This is a genomic window from Enterobacter cloacae complex sp. IR5450 (assembly GCF_049238665.1).
Classification (GTDB): domain Bacteria; phylum Pseudomonadota; class Gammaproteobacteria; order Enterobacterales; family Enterobacteriaceae; genus Enterobacter; species Enterobacter hormaechei_C.
On sequence record NZ_JBMKIC010000018.1, the window covers coordinates 1 to 17,336 of the forward strand.

Annotated in this window: 16 protein-coding genes; 14 read left to right on the forward strand and 2 right to left on the reverse strand. The window is 53.7% G+C overall.

What is annotated here, in order from left to right:
* Positions 1 to 102 precede the first annotated feature (102 nt).
* On the reverse strand, positions 103 to 1,971 hold the full coding sequence (gene kup, locus ACOTYB_RS14555) for a low affinity potassium transporter Kup (RefSeq protein ID WP_003862390.1): 1,869 nt from the start codon (positions 1,969 to 1,971) through the stop codon (positions 103 to 105).
* A gap of 222 nt (positions 1,972 to 2,193) precedes the next feature.
* Here kup and ravA point away from each other — a divergent pair, with 222 nt between their 5' ends.
* Together ravA and viaA are read left to right on the forward strand one after the other, a co-directional pair.
* Positions 2,194 to 3,690 carry an ATPase RavA gene (gene ravA / locus ACOTYB_RS14560; protein ID WP_220153454.1) on the forward strand — a complete coding sequence of 499 codons (1,497 nt, stop codon included), beginning with the start codon at positions 2,194 to 2,196 and terminating at the stop codon, positions 3,688 to 3,690.
* Positions 3,684 to 5,135, forward strand: coding sequence for an ATPase RavA stimulator ViaA (gene viaA, locus ACOTYB_RS14565; RefSeq protein ID WP_220153455.1), 1,452 nt, complete (start codon positions 3,684 to 3,686; stop codon positions 5,133 to 5,135). The genes ravA and viaA overlap by 7 nt, the downstream gene beginning before the upstream one ends.
* Here the strand turns inward: viaA and asnA are convergent, their stop codons facing one another.
* Positions 5,136 to 6,128: an aspartate--ammonia ligase gene (gene asnA / locus ACOTYB_RS14570; RefSeq protein ID WP_003862385.1), complete on the reverse strand. Its 993-nt coding sequence runs from the start codon at positions 6,126 to 6,128 to the stop codon at positions 5,136 to 5,138.
* A 151-nt stretch (positions 6,129 to 6,279) separates the two neighbouring features.
* Between asnA and asnC the strand changes: the two genes are divergently transcribed.
* From asnC to atpD, 12 genes are all read left to right on the forward strand, one after another.
* Positions 6,280 to 6,738: a transcriptional regulator AsnC gene (asnC, locus tag ACOTYB_RS14575; protein WP_003862383.1), complete on the forward strand. Its 459-nt coding sequence runs from the start codon at positions 6,280 to 6,282 to the stop codon at positions 6,736 to 6,738.
* A 90-nt stretch (positions 6,739 to 6,828) separates the two neighbouring features.
* Positions 6,829 to 7,278, forward strand: a complete 450-nt coding sequence (gene mioC / locus ACOTYB_RS14580; RefSeq protein WP_003862381.1) for an FMN-binding protein MioC — start codon at positions 6,829 to 6,831, stop codon at positions 7,276 to 7,278.
* A gap of 374 nt (positions 7,279 to 7,652) precedes the next feature.
* A complete protein-coding gene (gene mnmG, locus ACOTYB_RS14585; RefSeq protein WP_003862379.1) occupies positions 7,653 to 9,542 on the forward strand; it encodes a tRNA uridine-5-carboxymethylaminomethyl(34) synthesis enzyme MnmG in 1,890 nt (629 codons plus the stop codon).
* Positions 9,543 to 9,649: 107 nt separating this feature from the next.
* Positions 9,650 to 10,273, forward strand: a complete 624-nt coding sequence (rsmG, locus tag ACOTYB_RS14590) for a 16S rRNA (guanine(527)-N(7))-methyltransferase RsmG (protein WP_003862377.1) — start codon at positions 9,650 to 9,652, stop codon at positions 10,271 to 10,273.
* A gap of 616 nt (positions 10,274 to 10,889) precedes the next feature.
* A complete protein-coding gene (gene atpI / locus ACOTYB_RS14595) occupies positions 10,890 to 11,270 on the forward strand; it encodes a F0F1 ATP synthase subunit I (RefSeq protein ID WP_003862375.1) in 381 nt (126 codons plus the stop codon).
* An 8-nt stretch (positions 11,271 to 11,278) separates the two neighbouring features.
* The gene (gene atpB, locus ACOTYB_RS14600; RefSeq protein WP_003862373.1) at positions 11,279 to 12,094 is read left to right on the forward strand and encodes a F0F1 ATP synthase subunit A; all 816 of its coding nucleotides are present in this window, start codon (positions 11,279 to 11,281) and stop codon (positions 12,092 to 12,094) included.
* 49 nt (positions 12,095 to 12,143) lie between these two features.
* Positions 12,144 to 12,383 carry a F0F1 ATP synthase subunit C gene (gene atpE, locus ACOTYB_RS14605; protein WP_000429386.1) on the forward strand — a complete coding sequence of 80 codons (240 nt, stop codon included), beginning with the start codon at positions 12,144 to 12,146 and terminating at the stop codon, positions 12,381 to 12,383.
* Between the two features lie 48 nt (positions 12,384 to 12,431).
* Complete coding sequence (gene atpF / locus ACOTYB_RS14610) at positions 12,432 to 12,902, forward strand: F0F1 ATP synthase subunit B (RefSeq protein WP_003862370.1); 471 nt, start codon at positions 12,432 to 12,434, stop codon at positions 12,900 to 12,902.
* A gap of 14 nt (positions 12,903 to 12,916) precedes the next feature.
* Positions 12,917 to 13,450: a F0F1 ATP synthase subunit delta gene (atpH, locus tag ACOTYB_RS14615; RefSeq protein WP_220153456.1), complete on the forward strand. Its 534-nt coding sequence runs from the start codon at positions 12,917 to 12,919 to the stop codon at positions 13,448 to 13,450.
* 12 nt (positions 13,451 to 13,462) lie between these two features.
* A complete protein-coding gene (gene atpA, locus ACOTYB_RS14620) occupies positions 13,463 to 15,004 on the forward strand; it encodes a F0F1 ATP synthase subunit alpha (RefSeq protein WP_003862367.1) in 1,542 nt (513 codons plus the stop codon).
* 51 nt (positions 15,005 to 15,055) lie between these two features.
* Positions 15,056 to 15,919 carry a F0F1 ATP synthase subunit gamma gene (gene atpG, locus ACOTYB_RS14625; RefSeq protein WP_003862364.1) on the forward strand — a complete coding sequence of 288 codons (864 nt, stop codon included), beginning with the start codon at positions 15,056 to 15,058 and terminating at the stop codon, positions 15,917 to 15,919.
* A gap of 31 nt (positions 15,920 to 15,950) precedes the next feature.
* Positions 15,951 to 17,333, forward strand: a complete 1,383-nt coding sequence (atpD, locus tag ACOTYB_RS14630) for a F0F1 ATP synthase subunit beta (RefSeq protein WP_003862362.1) — start codon at positions 15,951 to 15,953, stop codon at positions 17,331 to 17,333.
* The last annotated feature ends 3 nt before the right edge of the window (positions 17,334 to 17,336 follow it).

Consider the following 17,336-nt stretch of genomic DNA (forward strand, 5'->3'; position numbering starts at 1 on the left):
GCGCAACCAGTAGATCACACTTCATCGTGCTTTTCATTTTTCTGGGGAACCCTCAGCCCTGTGGGAGAGGGTCGGGGTGAGGGCATCAGCCCGCACGGAGTCTTAAATCTCGACCTGCGTGCCCAGCTCAATCACGCGATTAGGCGGGATCTCAAATTGGTCAGGCGCACGCAGGGCGTTACGTTGCAGAATGAGATACAGCTTGCCGCGCAGGCGCAGATACCATGGGCGCTTGCCGATGATCAGCGACTCGTGGGACATAAAGAACGACGTCTCCATCATGCGGCAACTCAGGCCTTCCAGACCGCAGCGGTGGAACACCTCTTCCACGTTCGGCGTTTCGCGCCAGCCGTAGCTTGCCACCACGCGCCAGAAGGTTGGCGACAGCTGTTCAATCTGTACGCGACGCACGTTGTGAACGTACGGCGCATCTTCAGTACGCAGCGTCAGCAGGATCACGCGCTCGTGCAGCACTTTGTTGTGCTTGAGGTTATGCATCAGCGCAAACGGGATTACGTTCAGCGCGCGAGACATATACACCGCCGTGCCCGGCACGCGCACCGGTGGGGATTTCTCCAGCGAGGCGATCATGGCCTCCAGAGAGTTACCGTGCTCATGCATACGACGCAGCAGGCGGAAACGTTCGCTCTTCCACGTCGTCATCACAATAAACATCACCAGACCCAGCGTCAGCGGCAGCCAGCCACCGGAGACAATCTTGTCGAGATTCGCAGAGAACAGCGGCACGTCGATACAGAGGAAGCCAACCAGGATTAGCCCCACGAGGAACTTATTCCAGTGCCAGTTACGGTACGCCACGGTGGTGGAGAGAATAGAGGTCAACACCATCGTTCCGGTTACCGCGATACCGTACGCCGCCGCCAGATTACTGGAGTGCTCAAAGCTGACGATGACAATCACCACCGCGAAGTAGAGCAGCCAGTTGACGAACGGAATGTAGATCTGGCCAGACTCCATCTCTGAGGTATGGATAATGCGCATTGGGGAGAGATAACCCAACCGCACGGCCTGACGCGTCAGGGAGAATACGCCGGAAATGACAGCCTGAGAGGCAATGACCGTCGCCAGCGTCGCCAGGATCAGCATCGGAACCAGCGCCCAGTCCGGCGCCAGCAGGAAGAACGGGTTTTTAATCGCTTCAGGGTGTGCAAGCAGCAGCGCGCCCTGACCGAAGTAATTCAGCACCAGTGAAGGCAAGACCACGCTAAACCATGCGACGCGAATAGGGAGTTTCCCGAAGTGGCCCATATCCGCATACAGCGCTTCAACACCGGTAATGGAAAGTACCACCGCACCCAGCGCCACAAACGACACCACTTTATATTCCAGGAAGAAATGCACCGCCCACAATGGGTTCAGCGCGTGCAGGACATCCGGGTTGGCGATAATACTGCGTAAGCCCAGCGCCGCCAGGATCAGGAACCAGGCCAGCATAATAGGCGCGAACAGCTTACCCACCAGCCCGGTACCGTGTTTTTGTATAGCAAACAGTAACGTCAGCACGATAATAGCGAGTGGCACCACCCACGTATCAAGCTGTGGCGCGACAATCTCCAGCCCCTCTATGGCCGACATTACCGATATCGCCGGCGTAATCACGACTTCTCCATAGAAGAAGCTGCCGCCAATCAGGCCAATGATGACCAGCACGGAGGTCATTCTTGCAGACGTATTGCGCCCGGCAAGGGACATCAGGGTCAGAATACCGCCCTCGCCCGCGTTATCAGCCCGCATAACGAAAGAGAGATACTTAAGGGAGACCACCAGGATCAGCAGCCAGAAGATGAGCGAGAGGAAACCAAATACGGCGTCACGCTCTACACCAAAACCAAACTGACCGGACAGACATTCACGAAGCGTATAAAGCGGGCTGGTGCCGATATCACCGTAGACAACCCCGATCGCCGCAAGCGTTACTGCGGGTAATGATTGCTTATTATCAGTGCTCATAGACTAGTCTTTTCGTTTGAATAACAAATGTGTGCTTAGTCCCTTGGCCCACAAAAAGCGCACAGTATGCACGATTCAATGCAAAATCGTACCCCTAAATGCAGCCACATTAATGTAGCGCAAAGAAAATAGCGCCGCACTTCAGCCTATTACCAGGCCAGACCGAAACGTCTATACTCGCTTCAATTAGCCGCCACGACGGCGAAAGGATGCAAAACAATTATGGCTCACTCACATTTATTAGCAGAAAGAATTTCCCGCCTCAGCAGTGCGCTGGAAAAAGGCCTTTACGAGCGTAGCCACGCCATTCGTCTCTGTTTACTGGCGGCGCTGAGCGGGGAAAGCGTGTTTCTGCTGGGGCCGCCGGGCATTGCCAAAAGTCTGATCGCACGCCGCCTCAAATTCGCTTTCCAGAACGCGCGCGCATTCGAGTATTTGATGACGCGCTTCTCCACGCCGGAAGAAGTTTTCGGCCCACTCTCCATTCAGGCGCTAAAAGATGAGGGACGCTATGAACGTCTGACGGCGGGCTATCTCCCGGAAGCGGAAATCGTCTTTCTTGATGAGATCTGGAAAGCCGGCCCGGCCATTCTGAATACCCTGCTGACGGCAATTAACGAACGCCGATTCCGCAACGGCGCCAGCGAAGAGAAGATCCCCATGCGCCTGCTGGTGGCCGCGTCAAACGAATTGCCCGAAGCCGACAGCAGCCTGGAAGCGCTGTATGACCGTATGCTGATCCGCCTGTGGCTGGATAAAGTCCAGGATAAATCAAACTTCCGTTCTATGCTGGTAAGCCAGCAGGATGAAAACGAAAACCCGGTGGCAGCGTCATTGCAGGTCACGGACGAGGAATACCACCAGTGGCAGGAGGAGATCGGCAAGATAAAACTGCCCGATTCCGTTTTTGAGCTGATCTTCATGCTGCGCCAGCAGCTTGATTTACTGCCCTCCGCGCCGTACGTCTCCGATCGTCGCTGGAAAAAAGCCATTCGTCTGCTCCAGGCAAGCGCGCTGTTTAGCGGCCGCGATGCTGTCGCTCCCATCGATCTGATCCTGCTGAAAGACTGCCTGTGGCATGACGCAGAAGGGATGAATCTGATGCAGCAGCAGCTGGACGTTTTGATGACCGGACACGCGTGGGGTCAGCAATCCATGCTTAATCAACTGGGGGCGATTGCTCAACGTCGCCTTCAGCTCCAGCAGCAGCAAAGTGACAAAACCGCGCTGAAGGTGAACCGTCTTGGCGGGATGTTTGCCCGTAAACTGCACTACGAACTGCCAGCCGGGCTGACTGACGCCTCGCTAACGCTTCTTCTTCAGCAGCCGCTGAAGCTTCATGATATGCAGGTTGTGCATGTGACTATCGAACGCGTTGCGCTGGTTCAGTGGCTGGATAAGGGCGGTGAGATCCGCGGTAAACTCAACGGTATCGGCTTTGCACAGCCGTTGTCGATGGAAGTCGACAGCAGCCAGCACCTTGTGATCCGCGACGTCAGCCTTCAGGGATCGCGCCTGGCGCTGCCGGGCACGGCCTCCGACACTGTGCCGGAGGAGATCAAACAGCAGCTCGACGCGCTGGATAACGAATGGCATCAGCAGCACACCCGCTTCAGCGAGCAGCAGAAATGCCTCTTTATCCATAGCGACTGGTTAGGTCGCATTGAAGCCAGCTTGCAGGATGTCAGCGCGCAGATTAAACAGGCGCGTCAATGCTAACGCTGGACACGCTTAACGTCATGCTGGCGGTTAGCGAGGAAGGGTTGATCGAAGAGGTCGTCATTACCCTGCTCGCTTCACCGCAGCTGGCGGCCTTCTTTGAAAAATTCCCGAAGCTCCGAAAAGCAATGACGGACGATCTTCCCCGCTGGCGCGATAACCTGCGCCAGCGGTTTAAGGAGACGGAAGTCCCGCCGGAACTGACAGAGGAAGTGGCTGGTTACCAGCAGTGCCAGCGGCTTTCAACGCCGCAGTTTTTTGCCCAGCTACAGCAAACTCTGACGCTGCTTGATAACGTTCACTCCCCGTTTGCCAGCCAGGCCAGAGCGCTGGTCACGGACAACCCCAGCTTCACTTCCGCCCTGCATACGCTGTTTTTACAGCGCTGGCGACTGAGCCTTGTGGTCCAGGCCACGGCCCTCAATCAGCAGTTGCTGGACGAAGAGCGCGAACAGTTGCTCAGTGAGGTCCAGGAGCGAATGACCCTGAGCGGCCAGTTAGAACAGGTGCTGGTGGAGAATGAAAACGCCGCTGGTCGACTCTGGGATATGAGTGCCGGCCAGTTAAAGCGGGGCGATTATCAGCTGATCGTGAAGTACGGCGACTTTCTGGCGCAACAGCCGGAGCTGATGAAGCTCGCAGAACAGCTCGGCCGCTCCCGGGAGGCCCGGTCGGTCCCAAAGAAAGATGCGCCGATGGAGACCTTCCGAACGCTGGTACGCGAACCCTCCACCGTACCGGAGCAGGTGGACGGGCTACAGCAAAGCGATGACATCCTGCGCCTGCTGCCAACGGAACTCAGCACGCTGGGAATGACCGAACTGGAGTATGAGTTTTATCGTCGGCTGGTGGAAAAACAGCTCATTACCTATCGACTGCATGGCGAAGCCTGGCGCGAGAAGATCAGCCAGCGTCCGGTGGTGCACCAGGATTTTGATGAGCAACCGCGAGGCCCATTCATTGTTTGCGTCGATACGTCCGGATCGATGGGGGGCTTTAATGAACAGTGCGCAAAAGCGTTCTGCCTGGCCCTGATGCGCGTGGCGCTCGCCGATCGTCGTCGCTGCTACATCATGCTCTTTTCCAGCGAAGTGGTGGGGTATGAACTGACCAGCCCGCAGGGGCTGGAGCAGGCGATCCGCTTTTTAAGCCAGCGCTTTCGCGGCGGCACCGATCTGGCCAGCTGTTTTCGCAGTATCATTGAGCGCATGCAGGGCGGTGACTGGTACGACGCGGATGCGGTGGTGATTTCCGATTTTATTGCCCAGCGGCTGCCGGACGACGTCGTGAATAAAGTGAAGGAGATGCAGCGCGTGCACCAGCACCGTTTCCATGCCGTGGCGATGTCTGCACATGGAAAACCCGGCATCATGCGCATCTTCGATCATATCTGGCGCTTTGATACCGGGTTGCGTAGCCGCCTGCTCAGACGCTGGCGACGTTAATTAAAGAAGAGAACCGACGCTCTCACGTACCTGCTGCGGCCAGACCCCACACTGCACCTGACCGATATGGGACAGTTGCAACAGCAGCATGGTCAGACGAGACTGGCCAATACCACCGCCGATGGTCTGCGGCATTTCACCGCGCAGCAGCGCCTGGTGCCATTCCAGTTGCAGACGATCCTCATCACCGGTCACGGCCAGCTGACGCTTCAGTGCTTCAGCATCCACGCGGATCCCCATTGAAGAGAGTTCAAACGCATCTTCCAGAACCGGGTTCCAGACCAGAATATCGCCGTTCAGACCAGCATATTCGCTTTCGCCCACTGTGCTCCAGTCATCGTAATCCGGCGCACGGACGTCGTGACGTTTACCATCAGACAATTTTCCGCCAATGCCGATCAGGAATACCGCGCCAAGCTCTTTGGCAATCGCGCGTTCACGACCTTTGGCATCCAGATCCGGGAAACGGCTCAGCAATTCCTGACTGTGAACAAAGTGGATCGTTTCCGGCAGGAACGGTGCCAGACCAAATTCTTTGCTTACGGCCGCTTCGGTCGCTTTGATCCCGGCGTAGATCGCCTCAACGGTAGACTTCAGCGTGCCAACGTGGCGCTCGCCGTCACCCATTACGCGCTCCCAGTCCCACTGGTCAACGTAGACAGAGTGAATTGGGGAGAGACGGTCTTCATCGGGGCGAAGGGCTTTCATGTGCGTGTAAAGCCCTTCGCCCGCGCTGAAGTCGTGTTGTCCCAGGGTTTGACGCTTCCACTTCGCCAGGGAATGAACCACTTCGAACTGGGCGTCTGGCAGTGTTTTCACTTTTACCTGTACCGCTTTTTCGCAACCAGACAAGTTATCCTGCGTCCCGTCACCCACGCGGCTCAGAATCGGCGCCTGAACTTCAATAAGGCCAAGCTTCTCTTCCAGCTGGCGGGAAAAATGGGATTTAACGAAACTGATCTGGCGTTGTTTTGCGATGTAAGCGGTTTTCATTATTTATACTCCTGCGTCCTGTTGATACTGATTAAGCAACAGAACAGGCGCTTAATTCAATAACTCATCAACAAAAAGCCTCCTTCACTTTTGATTCGTTAAAATAAGACGCTAGAATAGAAGGAATCATTAATCTTCATAAGAAAAACCTATGGAAAATTATCAGATCGACAATCTGGACCGCGGCATTCTGGAAGCGCTCATGGCCAACGCACGCACCGCGTATGCCGAACTGGCGAAACAATTTGGCGTCAGCCCGGGGACCATTCACGTTCGCGTAGAGAAAATGAAGCAGGCCGGGATCATCACCGGCGCACGCATTGATGTCAGCCCGAAGCAACTCGGCTACGACGTCTGCTGCTTCATTGGCATTATTCTGAAAAGCGCCAAAGATTACCCCTCCGCGCTGGAGAAACTGAACGCGCTGGATGAAGTCACTGAGGCGTACTACACCACCGGGCACTACAGCATCTTTATAAAGGTCATGTGCCGATCCATTGACGCCCTCCAGCAGGTACTTATCAACAAGATCCAAACAATCGATGAAATTCAGTCCACTGAAACCCTGATCTCCCTGCAAAACCCGATCATGCGTACTATCCGCCCGTGATCGGGCAATTTCATTCCCACATTTTCCACAGGTAGATCCCAGCTCGTTCACAGCGTACAATGGCCGCCTCTTTATCTGAGCGAGCGATCAATGGCGGACATTACTCTTATCAGCGGCAGCACCCTGGGCGGTGCGGAATATGTAGCGGAACATCTGGCTGAGAAGCTGGAAGACGCGGGCTTTTCTACACAAACGCTGCACGGACCGCTGCTGGAAGATCTCCCGACTGACGGGGTCTGGCTGCTGATCACCTCCACGCACGGCGCGGGCGATCTGCCAGATAACCTGCAACCTTTATATGACGAACTGCTGGAACAACAGCCCGATCTGTCAAACGTCCGGTTTGGCGCTGTGGGGATAGGTAGCCGTGAATATGACACTTTCTGTGGCGCCATAGAGAAAGTAGAAGCTGCGGTGACCGCCTGCGGAGCAAAACAGCTGGGTGAAACGCTGAAGATCAACATCCTCGATCATGATATTCCCGAAGATCCAGCCGAGATCTGGCTCGCGGAATGGAAAAATTTACTCAAAAACGATTAAAGATCGTGCGAACAGATGTGGATAACTCTGGTTAAAAGCTCGTATTAAGCCGTAGTTATCCAAATAACAACGTTGGTTTAGTTTTTGACCTGTGTATAAAGTGGCGATCTGATCCCAGCTTATACGGTCCTGGATCACCGATCATTCACAGCAAACGATCCTTCCTAACTGCATGATCTTATTTATGGGATCGGACTTATCCACAGAGGTCTGCGATCCTAATAAGAGATCACAATAGAACAGATCTCTAAATAAAAAGATCTTCTTTTTAATAGCCCAGGATCCCAATGCTTTCTCGAAAGACTAAAGTTGAGTAGAATCCACGGCCCGGGCTTCAATCCATTTTCATACCGCTTTACGCGAGGCAGACCACCATGTTTTATCAGGATCCTTTTGACGTCATCATCATTGGCGGGGGTCACGCAGGCACTGAGGCCGCAATGGCCGCAGCGCGAATGGGTCAGCAGACCCTGCTTTTGACACACAATATCGACACGCTGGGACAAATGTCCTGTAATCCGGCGATTGGCGGCATTGGGAAAGGACACCTGGTAAAAGAAGTGGATGCACTTGGCGGCCTGATGGCGAAAGCGATCGATCATGCGGGTATTCAGTTTAGGATACTAAACGCGAGTAAAGGTCCGGCTGTTCGCGCCACCCGTGCACAGGCAGACCGTGTGCTTTACCGTCAGGCTGTGCGCACCGCGCTGGAAAACCAACCGAACCTGATGATCTTCCAGCAGGCGGTAGAAGATCTTATCGTGGAGAACGATCGTGTTGTTGGCGCCGTGACCCAAATGGGTCTCAAATTCCGCGCAAAAGCGGTGGTGCTGACGGTCGGGACATTCCTGGACGGTAAAATCCATATTGGTCTGGACAATTACAGCGGTGGTCGTGCTGGCGATCCGCCGTCAATTCCGTTATCTCGTCGTCTGCGTGAGCTGCCGCTGCGCGTAAGCCGCCTGAAAACCGGCACGCCGCCGCGTATTGATGCGCGCACCATTGATTTCAGCGTGCTGGCACAGCAGCACGGCGATAACCCGATGCCGGTGTTCTCGTTCATGGGCAATGCGGCGCAACATCCGCAGCAGGTGCCGTGCTACATCACGCACACCAATGAAAAAACCCATGACGTGATCCGCAATAATCTCGATCGCAGCCCAATGTATGCTGGTGTGATCGAAGGGATCGGCCCGCGTTATTGCCCGTCGATCGAAGACAAAGTGATGCGCTTTGCCGATCGTAATCAGCACCAGATCTTCCTCGAACCGGAAGGGCTGACCTCTAACGAAATTTACCCGAACGGCATCTCCACCAGCCTGCCGTTCGACGTGCAGATGCAGATTGTGCGTTCAATGCAGGGCATGGAAAACGCGAAGATCGTTCGTCCTGGCTACGCTATTGAGTACGATTTCTTCGATCCGCGTGACCTGAAGCCGACGCTGGAAAGCAAATTCATCCAGGGTCTGTTCTTCGCAGGCCAGATTAACGGCACCACCGGGTACGAAGAAGCTGCCGCGCAAGGGCTGCTGGCCGGTCTGAACGCCGCTCGCTTCTCTGCCGAGAAAGAGGGCTGGGCACCGGCGCGTTCTCAGGCTTACCTGGGCGTTCTGGTCGACGATCTCTGCACGCTGGGGACCAAAGAACCGTACCGCATGTTTACTTCTCGTGCGGAATATCGCCTGATGCTGCGCGAAGACAATGCCGATCTGCGTCTGACCGAGGTGGGCCGCGAGCTGGGTCTGGTGGATGACGAGCGCTGGGCGCGCTTCAACGAGAAGCTGGAACGCATTGAACAGGAACGTCAGCGCCTGAAAACCACCTGGGTGAATCCGCAGGCGGAAACTGCTGCTGAAGTGAATGCTCACTTAACAGCACCGCTGTCGCGCGAAGCCAGTGGGGAAGATCTGCTGCGCCGTCCTGAAGTCACCTACGAGAATCTGGTCAAACTGACGGCGTTCGCACCGGGCCTTGAAGACGCTGAAGCGGCCGAGCAGGTCGAAATTCAGGTGAAGTACGAAGGCTACATCGCGCGTCAGCAGGATGAGATCGAAAAACAGCAGCGCAACGAAAACACGCTGCTGCCGGAAATGCTGGACTACCGTCAGGTGACGGGCCTTTCCAACGAAGTGATCGCTAAGCTGAACGATCACAAACCTGTATCGATTGGCCAGGCCTCACGTATCTCTGGCGTCACACCTGCCGCGATTTCGATTCTGCTGGTGTGGCTGAAAAAGCAGGGCATGCTGCGCCGTAGCGCGTAATGTTCTGTAAATAGCCCGGTGGCGCTGCGCTTACCGGGCCTACTGAACCCGTAGGGCGGGTTAGCGAAGCGCCACCCGCCACTTAAGTTTCTCAACAGGTATCCACCGTGCTCAATAAACTCTCTCGTCTGCTGGAACAGGCAGGTATTTCGCTCACCGATCACCAGAAAAATCAGCTGGTGGCCTATGTCGATATGCTGAACAAATGGAATAAAGCGTACAACCTCACCTCCGTACGCGATCCCAACGAGATGCTGATTCGCCATATTCTCGATAGCATCGTCGTGGCGCCGTATCTGAACGGTGAACGTTTTATCGATGTGGGCACCGGTCCGGGCTTGCCGGGCGTTCCGTTGTCTATTGTTCGACCGGAGAGTCATTTCACGCTGCTGGACAGCCTGGGCAAGCGCGTACGCTTTTTACGCCAGGTTCAGCATGAGCTGAAGCTGGAAAACATTACGCCCGTACAGAGCAGGGTAGAGGAGTTCCCGGCAGAGCCACCGTTTGACGGTGTTATCAGCCGCGCGTTTGCCTCACTCAATGACATGGTGAGCTGGTGCAAACACCTGCCAGCGGAGAAGGGGCGTTTTTATGCGCTGAAAGGGCAACTTCCGGGGGACGAAATCGAGCAGCTTCCGGACGGTTTTGTTGTCGAATCCATTGAGAAACTCCAGATCCCTCAGCTCGAAGGTGAGCGTCATCTGGTGATAATTAAGCCAAACACTTTTTAAAAAATTAATAAAAAATGTGGAATTTGTGCTGTTCTGATCGTGTTAAAAAGCAGCACATTCAGTCTGATTTGGTCGTCGTTAATTTAACCTTGTTGTTACCATGGATTTTCTTATGGTTAACCTGACGTGATTCGTTCACTCAGAGGATAGTCAACCATGAAATTATCAGTCTGCTAAAAGTGGGTAAAAGCAACAAGAATGGAATGTTAAATATTTATTAAGAATGTCAATAAAAGGTTTTTGTTGTATACGGCTCTGTTTTAAAAATAGTTGCGGTTTTTTTGCTTTAATTTCATGCAGATGAAATTAATCGTTTTACGTCTTTGATAAATACCACTTTATCGCAAATGTGTATTTTGTGATCTCGTGCACGCTTTATCACCAACGTTTCCGCGCTGTTTGCAGTTTTGCCTGAAGGTCAACGCTTAGGTCAAAAGTTGAAAAATAGGACTGGGGAAAAATATTTAAACATTTATTCACCTTTTCGCTACTTAATGTTTGAAATCACGGGTACGCACCGTATAATTTGACCGCTTTTTGATGCTTGACTCTGAGCCTTAAAGGACGTTTTATACGACACGCGGCATACCTCGAAGGGAGCAGGAGTAAAAACGTGATGTCTGTGTCGCTCTTGAGTAGAAACGTTGCTCGTAAGCTTCTGTTCATTCAGTTTCTGGCTGTGATAGCAAGTGGACTGCTGTTTAGCCTCAAAGACCCCTTCTGGGGCATCTCCGCCGCGTGCGGAGGTTTGGCGGTGGTTCTGCCAAACGTGTTGTTTATGATTTTTGCCTGGCGTCATCAGGCGCATACACCTGCCAAAGGCCGCGTGGCCTGGTCCTTCGCTCTCGGCGAAGTGTGTAAGGTGTTGCTGACCTTTGCTCTACTGGTGATGGCGCTGGCGGTTTTGAAAGTGGTATTCATGCCGCTGATAGCAACGTGGGTTTTGGTGCTGGTGGTACAAGTTCTGGCTCCAGCTGTAATCAATAACAAAGGGTAAAAGGCATCATGGCTTCAGAAAATATGACGCCGCAGGATTACATAGGTCACCATCTGAATAACCTTCAGCTGGACCTGCGTACATTCTCGCTGGTGGATCCACATAACCCCCCGGCCACCTTCTGGACGATCAACATCGACTCCATGTTCTTCTCGGTGGTTTTGGGTCTTCTGTTCCTGGCCATGTTCCGTAGCGTTGCTAAAAAGGCGACCAGCGGTGTTCCAGGGAAATTCCAGACGTTCATCGAGATGATCATCGGCTTCGTCCATGGCAGCGTGAAAGACATGTACCATGGTAAGAGCAAACTGATTGCTCCGCTGGCCCTGACCGTGTTCGTTTGGGTCTTCCTGATGAACCTGATGGACCTCCTGCCTATCGATTTCTTACCTTGGATCGGTGAGCACGTACTCGGCCTGCCTGCACTGCGCGTGGTTCCGTCTGCCGACGTGAACATCACCCTGTCGATGGCGCTGGGCGTATTTATCCTCATTCTGTTCTACAGCATCAAAATGAAAGGCGTAAGCGGCTTTGTGAAAGAGCTTACCTTGCAGCCGTTCAACCACTGGGCGTTTATTCCGGTCAACCTGATTCTGGAAGGCGTTAGCCTGCTGTCCAAACCTGTTTCACTGGGTCTGCGACTGTTCGGCAACATGTATGCGGGTGAGCTGATTTTCATTCTGATCGCGGGTCTTCTGCCGTGGTGGTCACAGTGGATTCTGAATGTGCCATGGGCCATTTTCCACATCCTGATCATTACGCTGCAAGCCTTTATCTTCATGGTTCTGACGATCGTCTATCTGTCGATGGCGTCTGAAGAGCACTGATTTTTTACCAACACTACTACGTTTTAATTGAAACAAACTGGAGACTGTCATGGAAAACCTGAATATGGATCTGCTGTACATGGCTGCCGCTGTGATGATGGGTCTGGCGGCTATCGGTGCTGCGATCGGTATCGGCATCCTCGGGGGCAAATTCCTGGAAGGCGCAGCGCGTCAACCTGATCTGATTCCTCTGCTGCGTACTCAGTTCTTTATCGTTATGGGTCTGGTGGATGCAATCCCAATGATCGCTGTAGGTCTGGGTCTGTACGTGATGTTTGCTGTCGCGTAGTAGTTGTTTTAAAACCCCAAGCCACAGAAATTTAAGAGGTATTGTGCTGTGAACATGAACGCAACAATCCTCGGCCAGGCCATCGCGTTTATTCTCTTTGTCTGGTTCTGCATGAAGTATGTATGGCCGCCTTTAATGGCTGCCATCGAAAAACGTCAGAAAGAAATTGCTGACGGTCTGGCTTCCGCAGAACGCGCTAAGAAAGATTTGGACCTTGCACAGGCCAACGCGACAGACCAGCTGAAAAAAGCGAAAGCTGAAGCTCAGGTAATCATTGAACAGGCTAACAAACGCCGTTCTCAGATCCTGGACGAAGCCAAAGCTGAAGCAGAACAGGAACGTACTAAGATCGTGACACAGGCTCAGGCTGAAATTGAAGCTGAGCGTAAACGTGCTCGTGAAGAACTGCGTAAGCAGGTTGCGATTCTGGCTGTTGCTGGCGCCGAGAAGATCATCGAACGTTCCGTGGATGAAGCTGCTAACAGCGACATCGTGGACAAACTTGTCGCTGAACTGTAAGGAGGGAGGGGCTGATGTCTGAATTTGTTACGGTAGCTCGCCCCTACGCCAAAGCAGCTTTTGACTTTGCTGTCGAACACCAAAATGTCGATCGCTGGCAGAATATGCTGGCGTTTGCCGCTGAGGTGACGAAAAACGAACAAATGGCCGAGTTGCTTTCTGGTGCGTTAGCGCCTGAAACCCTCGCCGCGTCGTTTATCGCCGTGTGCGGAGAGCAACTGGATGCCAACGGCCAGAACCTGATTAAGGTGATGGCGGAAAATGGTCGTCTCCGTGTGCTCCCGGATGTTCTCGAGCAGTTTGAGCACTTACGTGCCCTTAGTGAAGCTACCGCTGAAGTTGAAGTAACTTCCGCGACTGAACTGGGTGACGAACAGCTTGCGAAAATCACCGCCGCGATGGAAAAACGTCTGTCACGCAAAGTTAAGCTGAATTGCAAAATCGATAAGTCTGTAATGGCAGGCGTAATCATCCGCTCGGGTGATATGGTCATTGATGGCAGCGTACGCGGCCGTCTTGAGCGCCTTGCAGACGTCTTGCAGTCTTAAGGGGACTGGAGCATGCAACTGAATTCCACCGAAATCAGCGAACTGATCAAGCAGCGCATTGCTCAGTTCAATGTTGTGAGTGAAGCTCACAACGAAGGTACTATTGTTTCTGTAAGTGACGGTGTTATCCGCATCCACGGCCTGGCCGATTGTATGCAGGGTGAGATGATTTCCCTGCCGGGTAACCGTTACGCTATCGCACTGAACCTGGAGCGCGACTCCGTAGGTGCCGTTGTGATGGGTCCATACGCTGACCTCGCCGAAGGCATGAAGGTTAAGTGTACTGGCCGTATTCTGGAAGTGCCGGTTGGCCGTGGCCTGCTGGGTCGCGTTGTTAACACCCTGGGTGCGCCAATCGACGGTAAAGGTCCGGTTGAGCACGATGGCTTCTCACCAATCGAAGTTATCGCACCAGGCGTTATTGACCGTCAGTCTGTTGATCAGCCAGTACAGACGGGTTATAAGTCCGTTGATGCCATGATCCCAATCGGTCGTGGTCAGCGTGAACTGATCATCGGTGACCGTCAGACCGGTAAAACCGCGATGGCAATCGACGCCATCATCAACCAGCGTGATTCCGGCATCAAATGTGTGTACGTGGCTATCGGCCAGAAAGCGTCCACCATTTCCAACGTGGTTCGTAAACTGGAAGAGCACGGCGCACTGTCTAACACCATCGTTGTGGTAGCAACCGCGTCTGAATCTGCTGCACTGCAATACCTGGCACCATACGCCGGTTGCGCAATGGGCGAATACTTCCGTGACCGCGGTGAAGATGCGCTGATCGTATACGATGACCTGTCTAAACAGGCTGTTGCTTATCGTCAGGTTTCCCTGCTGCTCCGTCGTCCACCAGGACGTGAAGCATTCCCGGGCGACGTATTCTACCTCCACTCTCGTCTGCTGGAGCGTGCTTCCCGCGTTAACGCGGAATACGTCGAGAACTTCACCAAAGGTGAAGTGAAGGGTAAAACAGGTTCTCTGACCGCCCTGCCGATCATTGAAACCCAAGCGGGTGACGTTTCTGCGTTCGTTCCGACCAACGTAATCTCCATTACCGATGGTCAGATCTTCCTGGAAACCAACCTGTTTAACTCCGGTATTCGTCCGGCGGTTAACCCGGGTATCTCCGTATCCCGTGTGGGTGGTGCCGCTCAGACCAAGATCATCAAGAAACTGTCCGGTGGTATCCGTACCGCGCTGGCACAGTATCGTGAACTGGCTGCGTTCTCTCAGTTCGCATCCGATCTGGACGAAGCAACCCGTAAACAGCTGAGCCACGGTCAGAAAGTGACCGAGCTGCTGAAGCAGAAACAGTACGCGCCAATGTCTGTTGCTCAGCAGGGCCTGGTACTGTTCGCGGCTGAACGCGGTTACCTCGAAGATGTGGAACTGGCGAAAATCGGTAGCTTCGAAGCCGCTCTGCTGGCTTACGTCGACCGTGATCACGCTCCGCTGATGCAAGAGATCAACCAGACCGGTGGCTATAACGACGAAATCGAAGGCAAGCTGAAAGCTATCCTCGATTCCTTCAAAGCAACCCAATCCTGGTAATCGTCCGGCGGCTTGTCTCAGGACAAGCCGTCTGGCATTGAGGAGAAGCTCATGGCCGGCGCAAAAGAGATACGTAGTAAGATCGCAAGCGTCCAGAACACGCAAAAGATCACTAAAGCGATGGAGATGGTCGCCGCTTCCAAAATGCGTAAATCGCAGGATCGCATGGCGGCCAGCCGTCCTTATGCAGAGACCATGCGCAAAGTGATTGGTCACCTTGCAAACGGTAATCTGGAATATAAGCACCCTTACCTGGAAGAACGCGACGTTAAGCGCGTGGGCTACCTGGTGGTGTCGACTGACCGTGGTCTGTGTGGCGGCTTGAACATTAACCTGTTCAAAAAACTGCTGGCGGATATGAAAGGCTGGTCCGATAAAGGCGTTCAGTGCGATCTGGCACTGATTGGCTCTAAAGGCGTCTCTTTCTTTAACTCCGTTGGTGGCAACATTGTCGCTCAGGTGACCGGTATGGGTGATAACCCGTCCCTGTCCGAACTGATCGGCCCGGTTAAAGTGATGTTGCAGGCCTACGATGAAGGCCGTCTGGACAGACTGTACGTTGTCAGCAACAAATTTATTAACACCATGTCTCAGGTGCCTACGCTCACTCAGATGCTGCCGTTACCGGCATCAGAAGATGACGAGCTGAAACAGAAAGCCTGGGATTACCTGTATGAACCCGATCCGAAACCGCTGCTGGATACCCTGCTGCGTCGTTACGTTGAATCTCAGGTTTATCAGGGCGTTGTAGAAAACCTGGCCAGCGAGCAGGCCGCACGAATGGTGGCGATGAAAGCCGCGACCGATAATGGCGGCAGCCTGATTAAAGAGCTGCAGTTGGTTTACAACAAAGCTCGTCAGGCCAGCATTACTCAGGAACTCACCGAGATCGTCTCGGGGGCCGCCGCGGTTTAACCAGGTTTACGAATTACGTAGAGGATTCAAGATGGCTACTGGAAAGATTGTCCAGGTAATCGGCGCCGTGGTGGACGTCGAGTTCCCTCAGGACGCCGTACCACGCGTGTACGACGCGCTTGAGGTACAGAATGGTAACGAGAGCCTGGTGCTGGAAGTTCAGCAGCAGCTCGGCGGCGGTATCGTGCGTACCATCGCCATGGGTTCTTCCGACGGTCTGCGTCGTGGTCTGGAAGTAAAAGACCTTGAGCACCCGATCGAAGTCCCGGTAGGTAAAGCAACACTGGGTCGTATCATGAACGTATTGGGTCAACCAATCGACATGAAAGGCGACATCGGTGAAGAAGAGCGTTGGGCTATCCACCGCGCGGCACCTTCCTACGAAGAGCTGTCCAGCTCTCAGGAACTGCTGGAAACCGGCATCAAAGTTATCGACCTGATGTGTCCGTTTGCGAAGGGCGGTAAAGTCGGTCTGTTCGGTGGTGCGGGTGTAGGTAAAACCGTAAACATGATGGAGCTGATCCGTAACATCGCGATCGAGCACTCCGGTTACTCCGTGTTTGCGGGCGTAGGTGAACGTACTCGTGAGGGTAACGACTTCTACCACGAAATGACCGACTCCAACGTTCTGGATAAAGTATCCCTGGTTTACGGCCAGATGAACGAGCCACCAGGAAACCGTCTGCGCGTTGCGCTGACTGGCCTGACGATGGCTGAGAAGTTCCGTGACGAAGGCCGTGACGTTCTGCTGTTCGTTGATAACATCTACCGTTACACCCTGGCCGGTACTGAAGTATCTGCACTGCTGGGTCGTATGCCTTCAGCGGTAGGTTATCAGCCTACGCTTGCGGAAGAGATGGGTGTTCTTCAGGAACGTATCACCTCTACCAAAACTGGTTCTATCACCTCCGTTCAGGCGGTATACGTACCTGCGGATGACTTGACTGACCCATCTCCAGCCACCACCTTTGCTCACTTAGATGCAACCGTGGTACTGAGCCGTCAGATCGCGTCTCTGGGTATCTACCCGGCCGTTGACCCGCTGGACTCCACCAGCCGTCAGCTGGATCCACTGGTTGTTGGCCAGGAGCACTACGACACCGCGCGTGGCGTACAGTCCCTGCTGCAACGTTATCAGGAACTGAAAGACATCATCGCCATCCTGGGTATGGATGAACTGTCTGAAGAAGACAAACTGGTGGTAGCACGTGCGCGTAAGATCCAGCGCTTCCTGTCCCAGCCGTTCTTCGTTGCGGAAGTATTCACCGGTTCTCCAGGTAAATACGTTTCCCTGAAAGACACCATCCGTGGCTTTAAAGGCATCATGGAAGGCGAATACGATCACCTGCCAGAGCAGGCGTTCTACATGGTTGGTTCCATCGAAGAAGCCGTGGAAAAAGCCAAAAAACTTTAACGC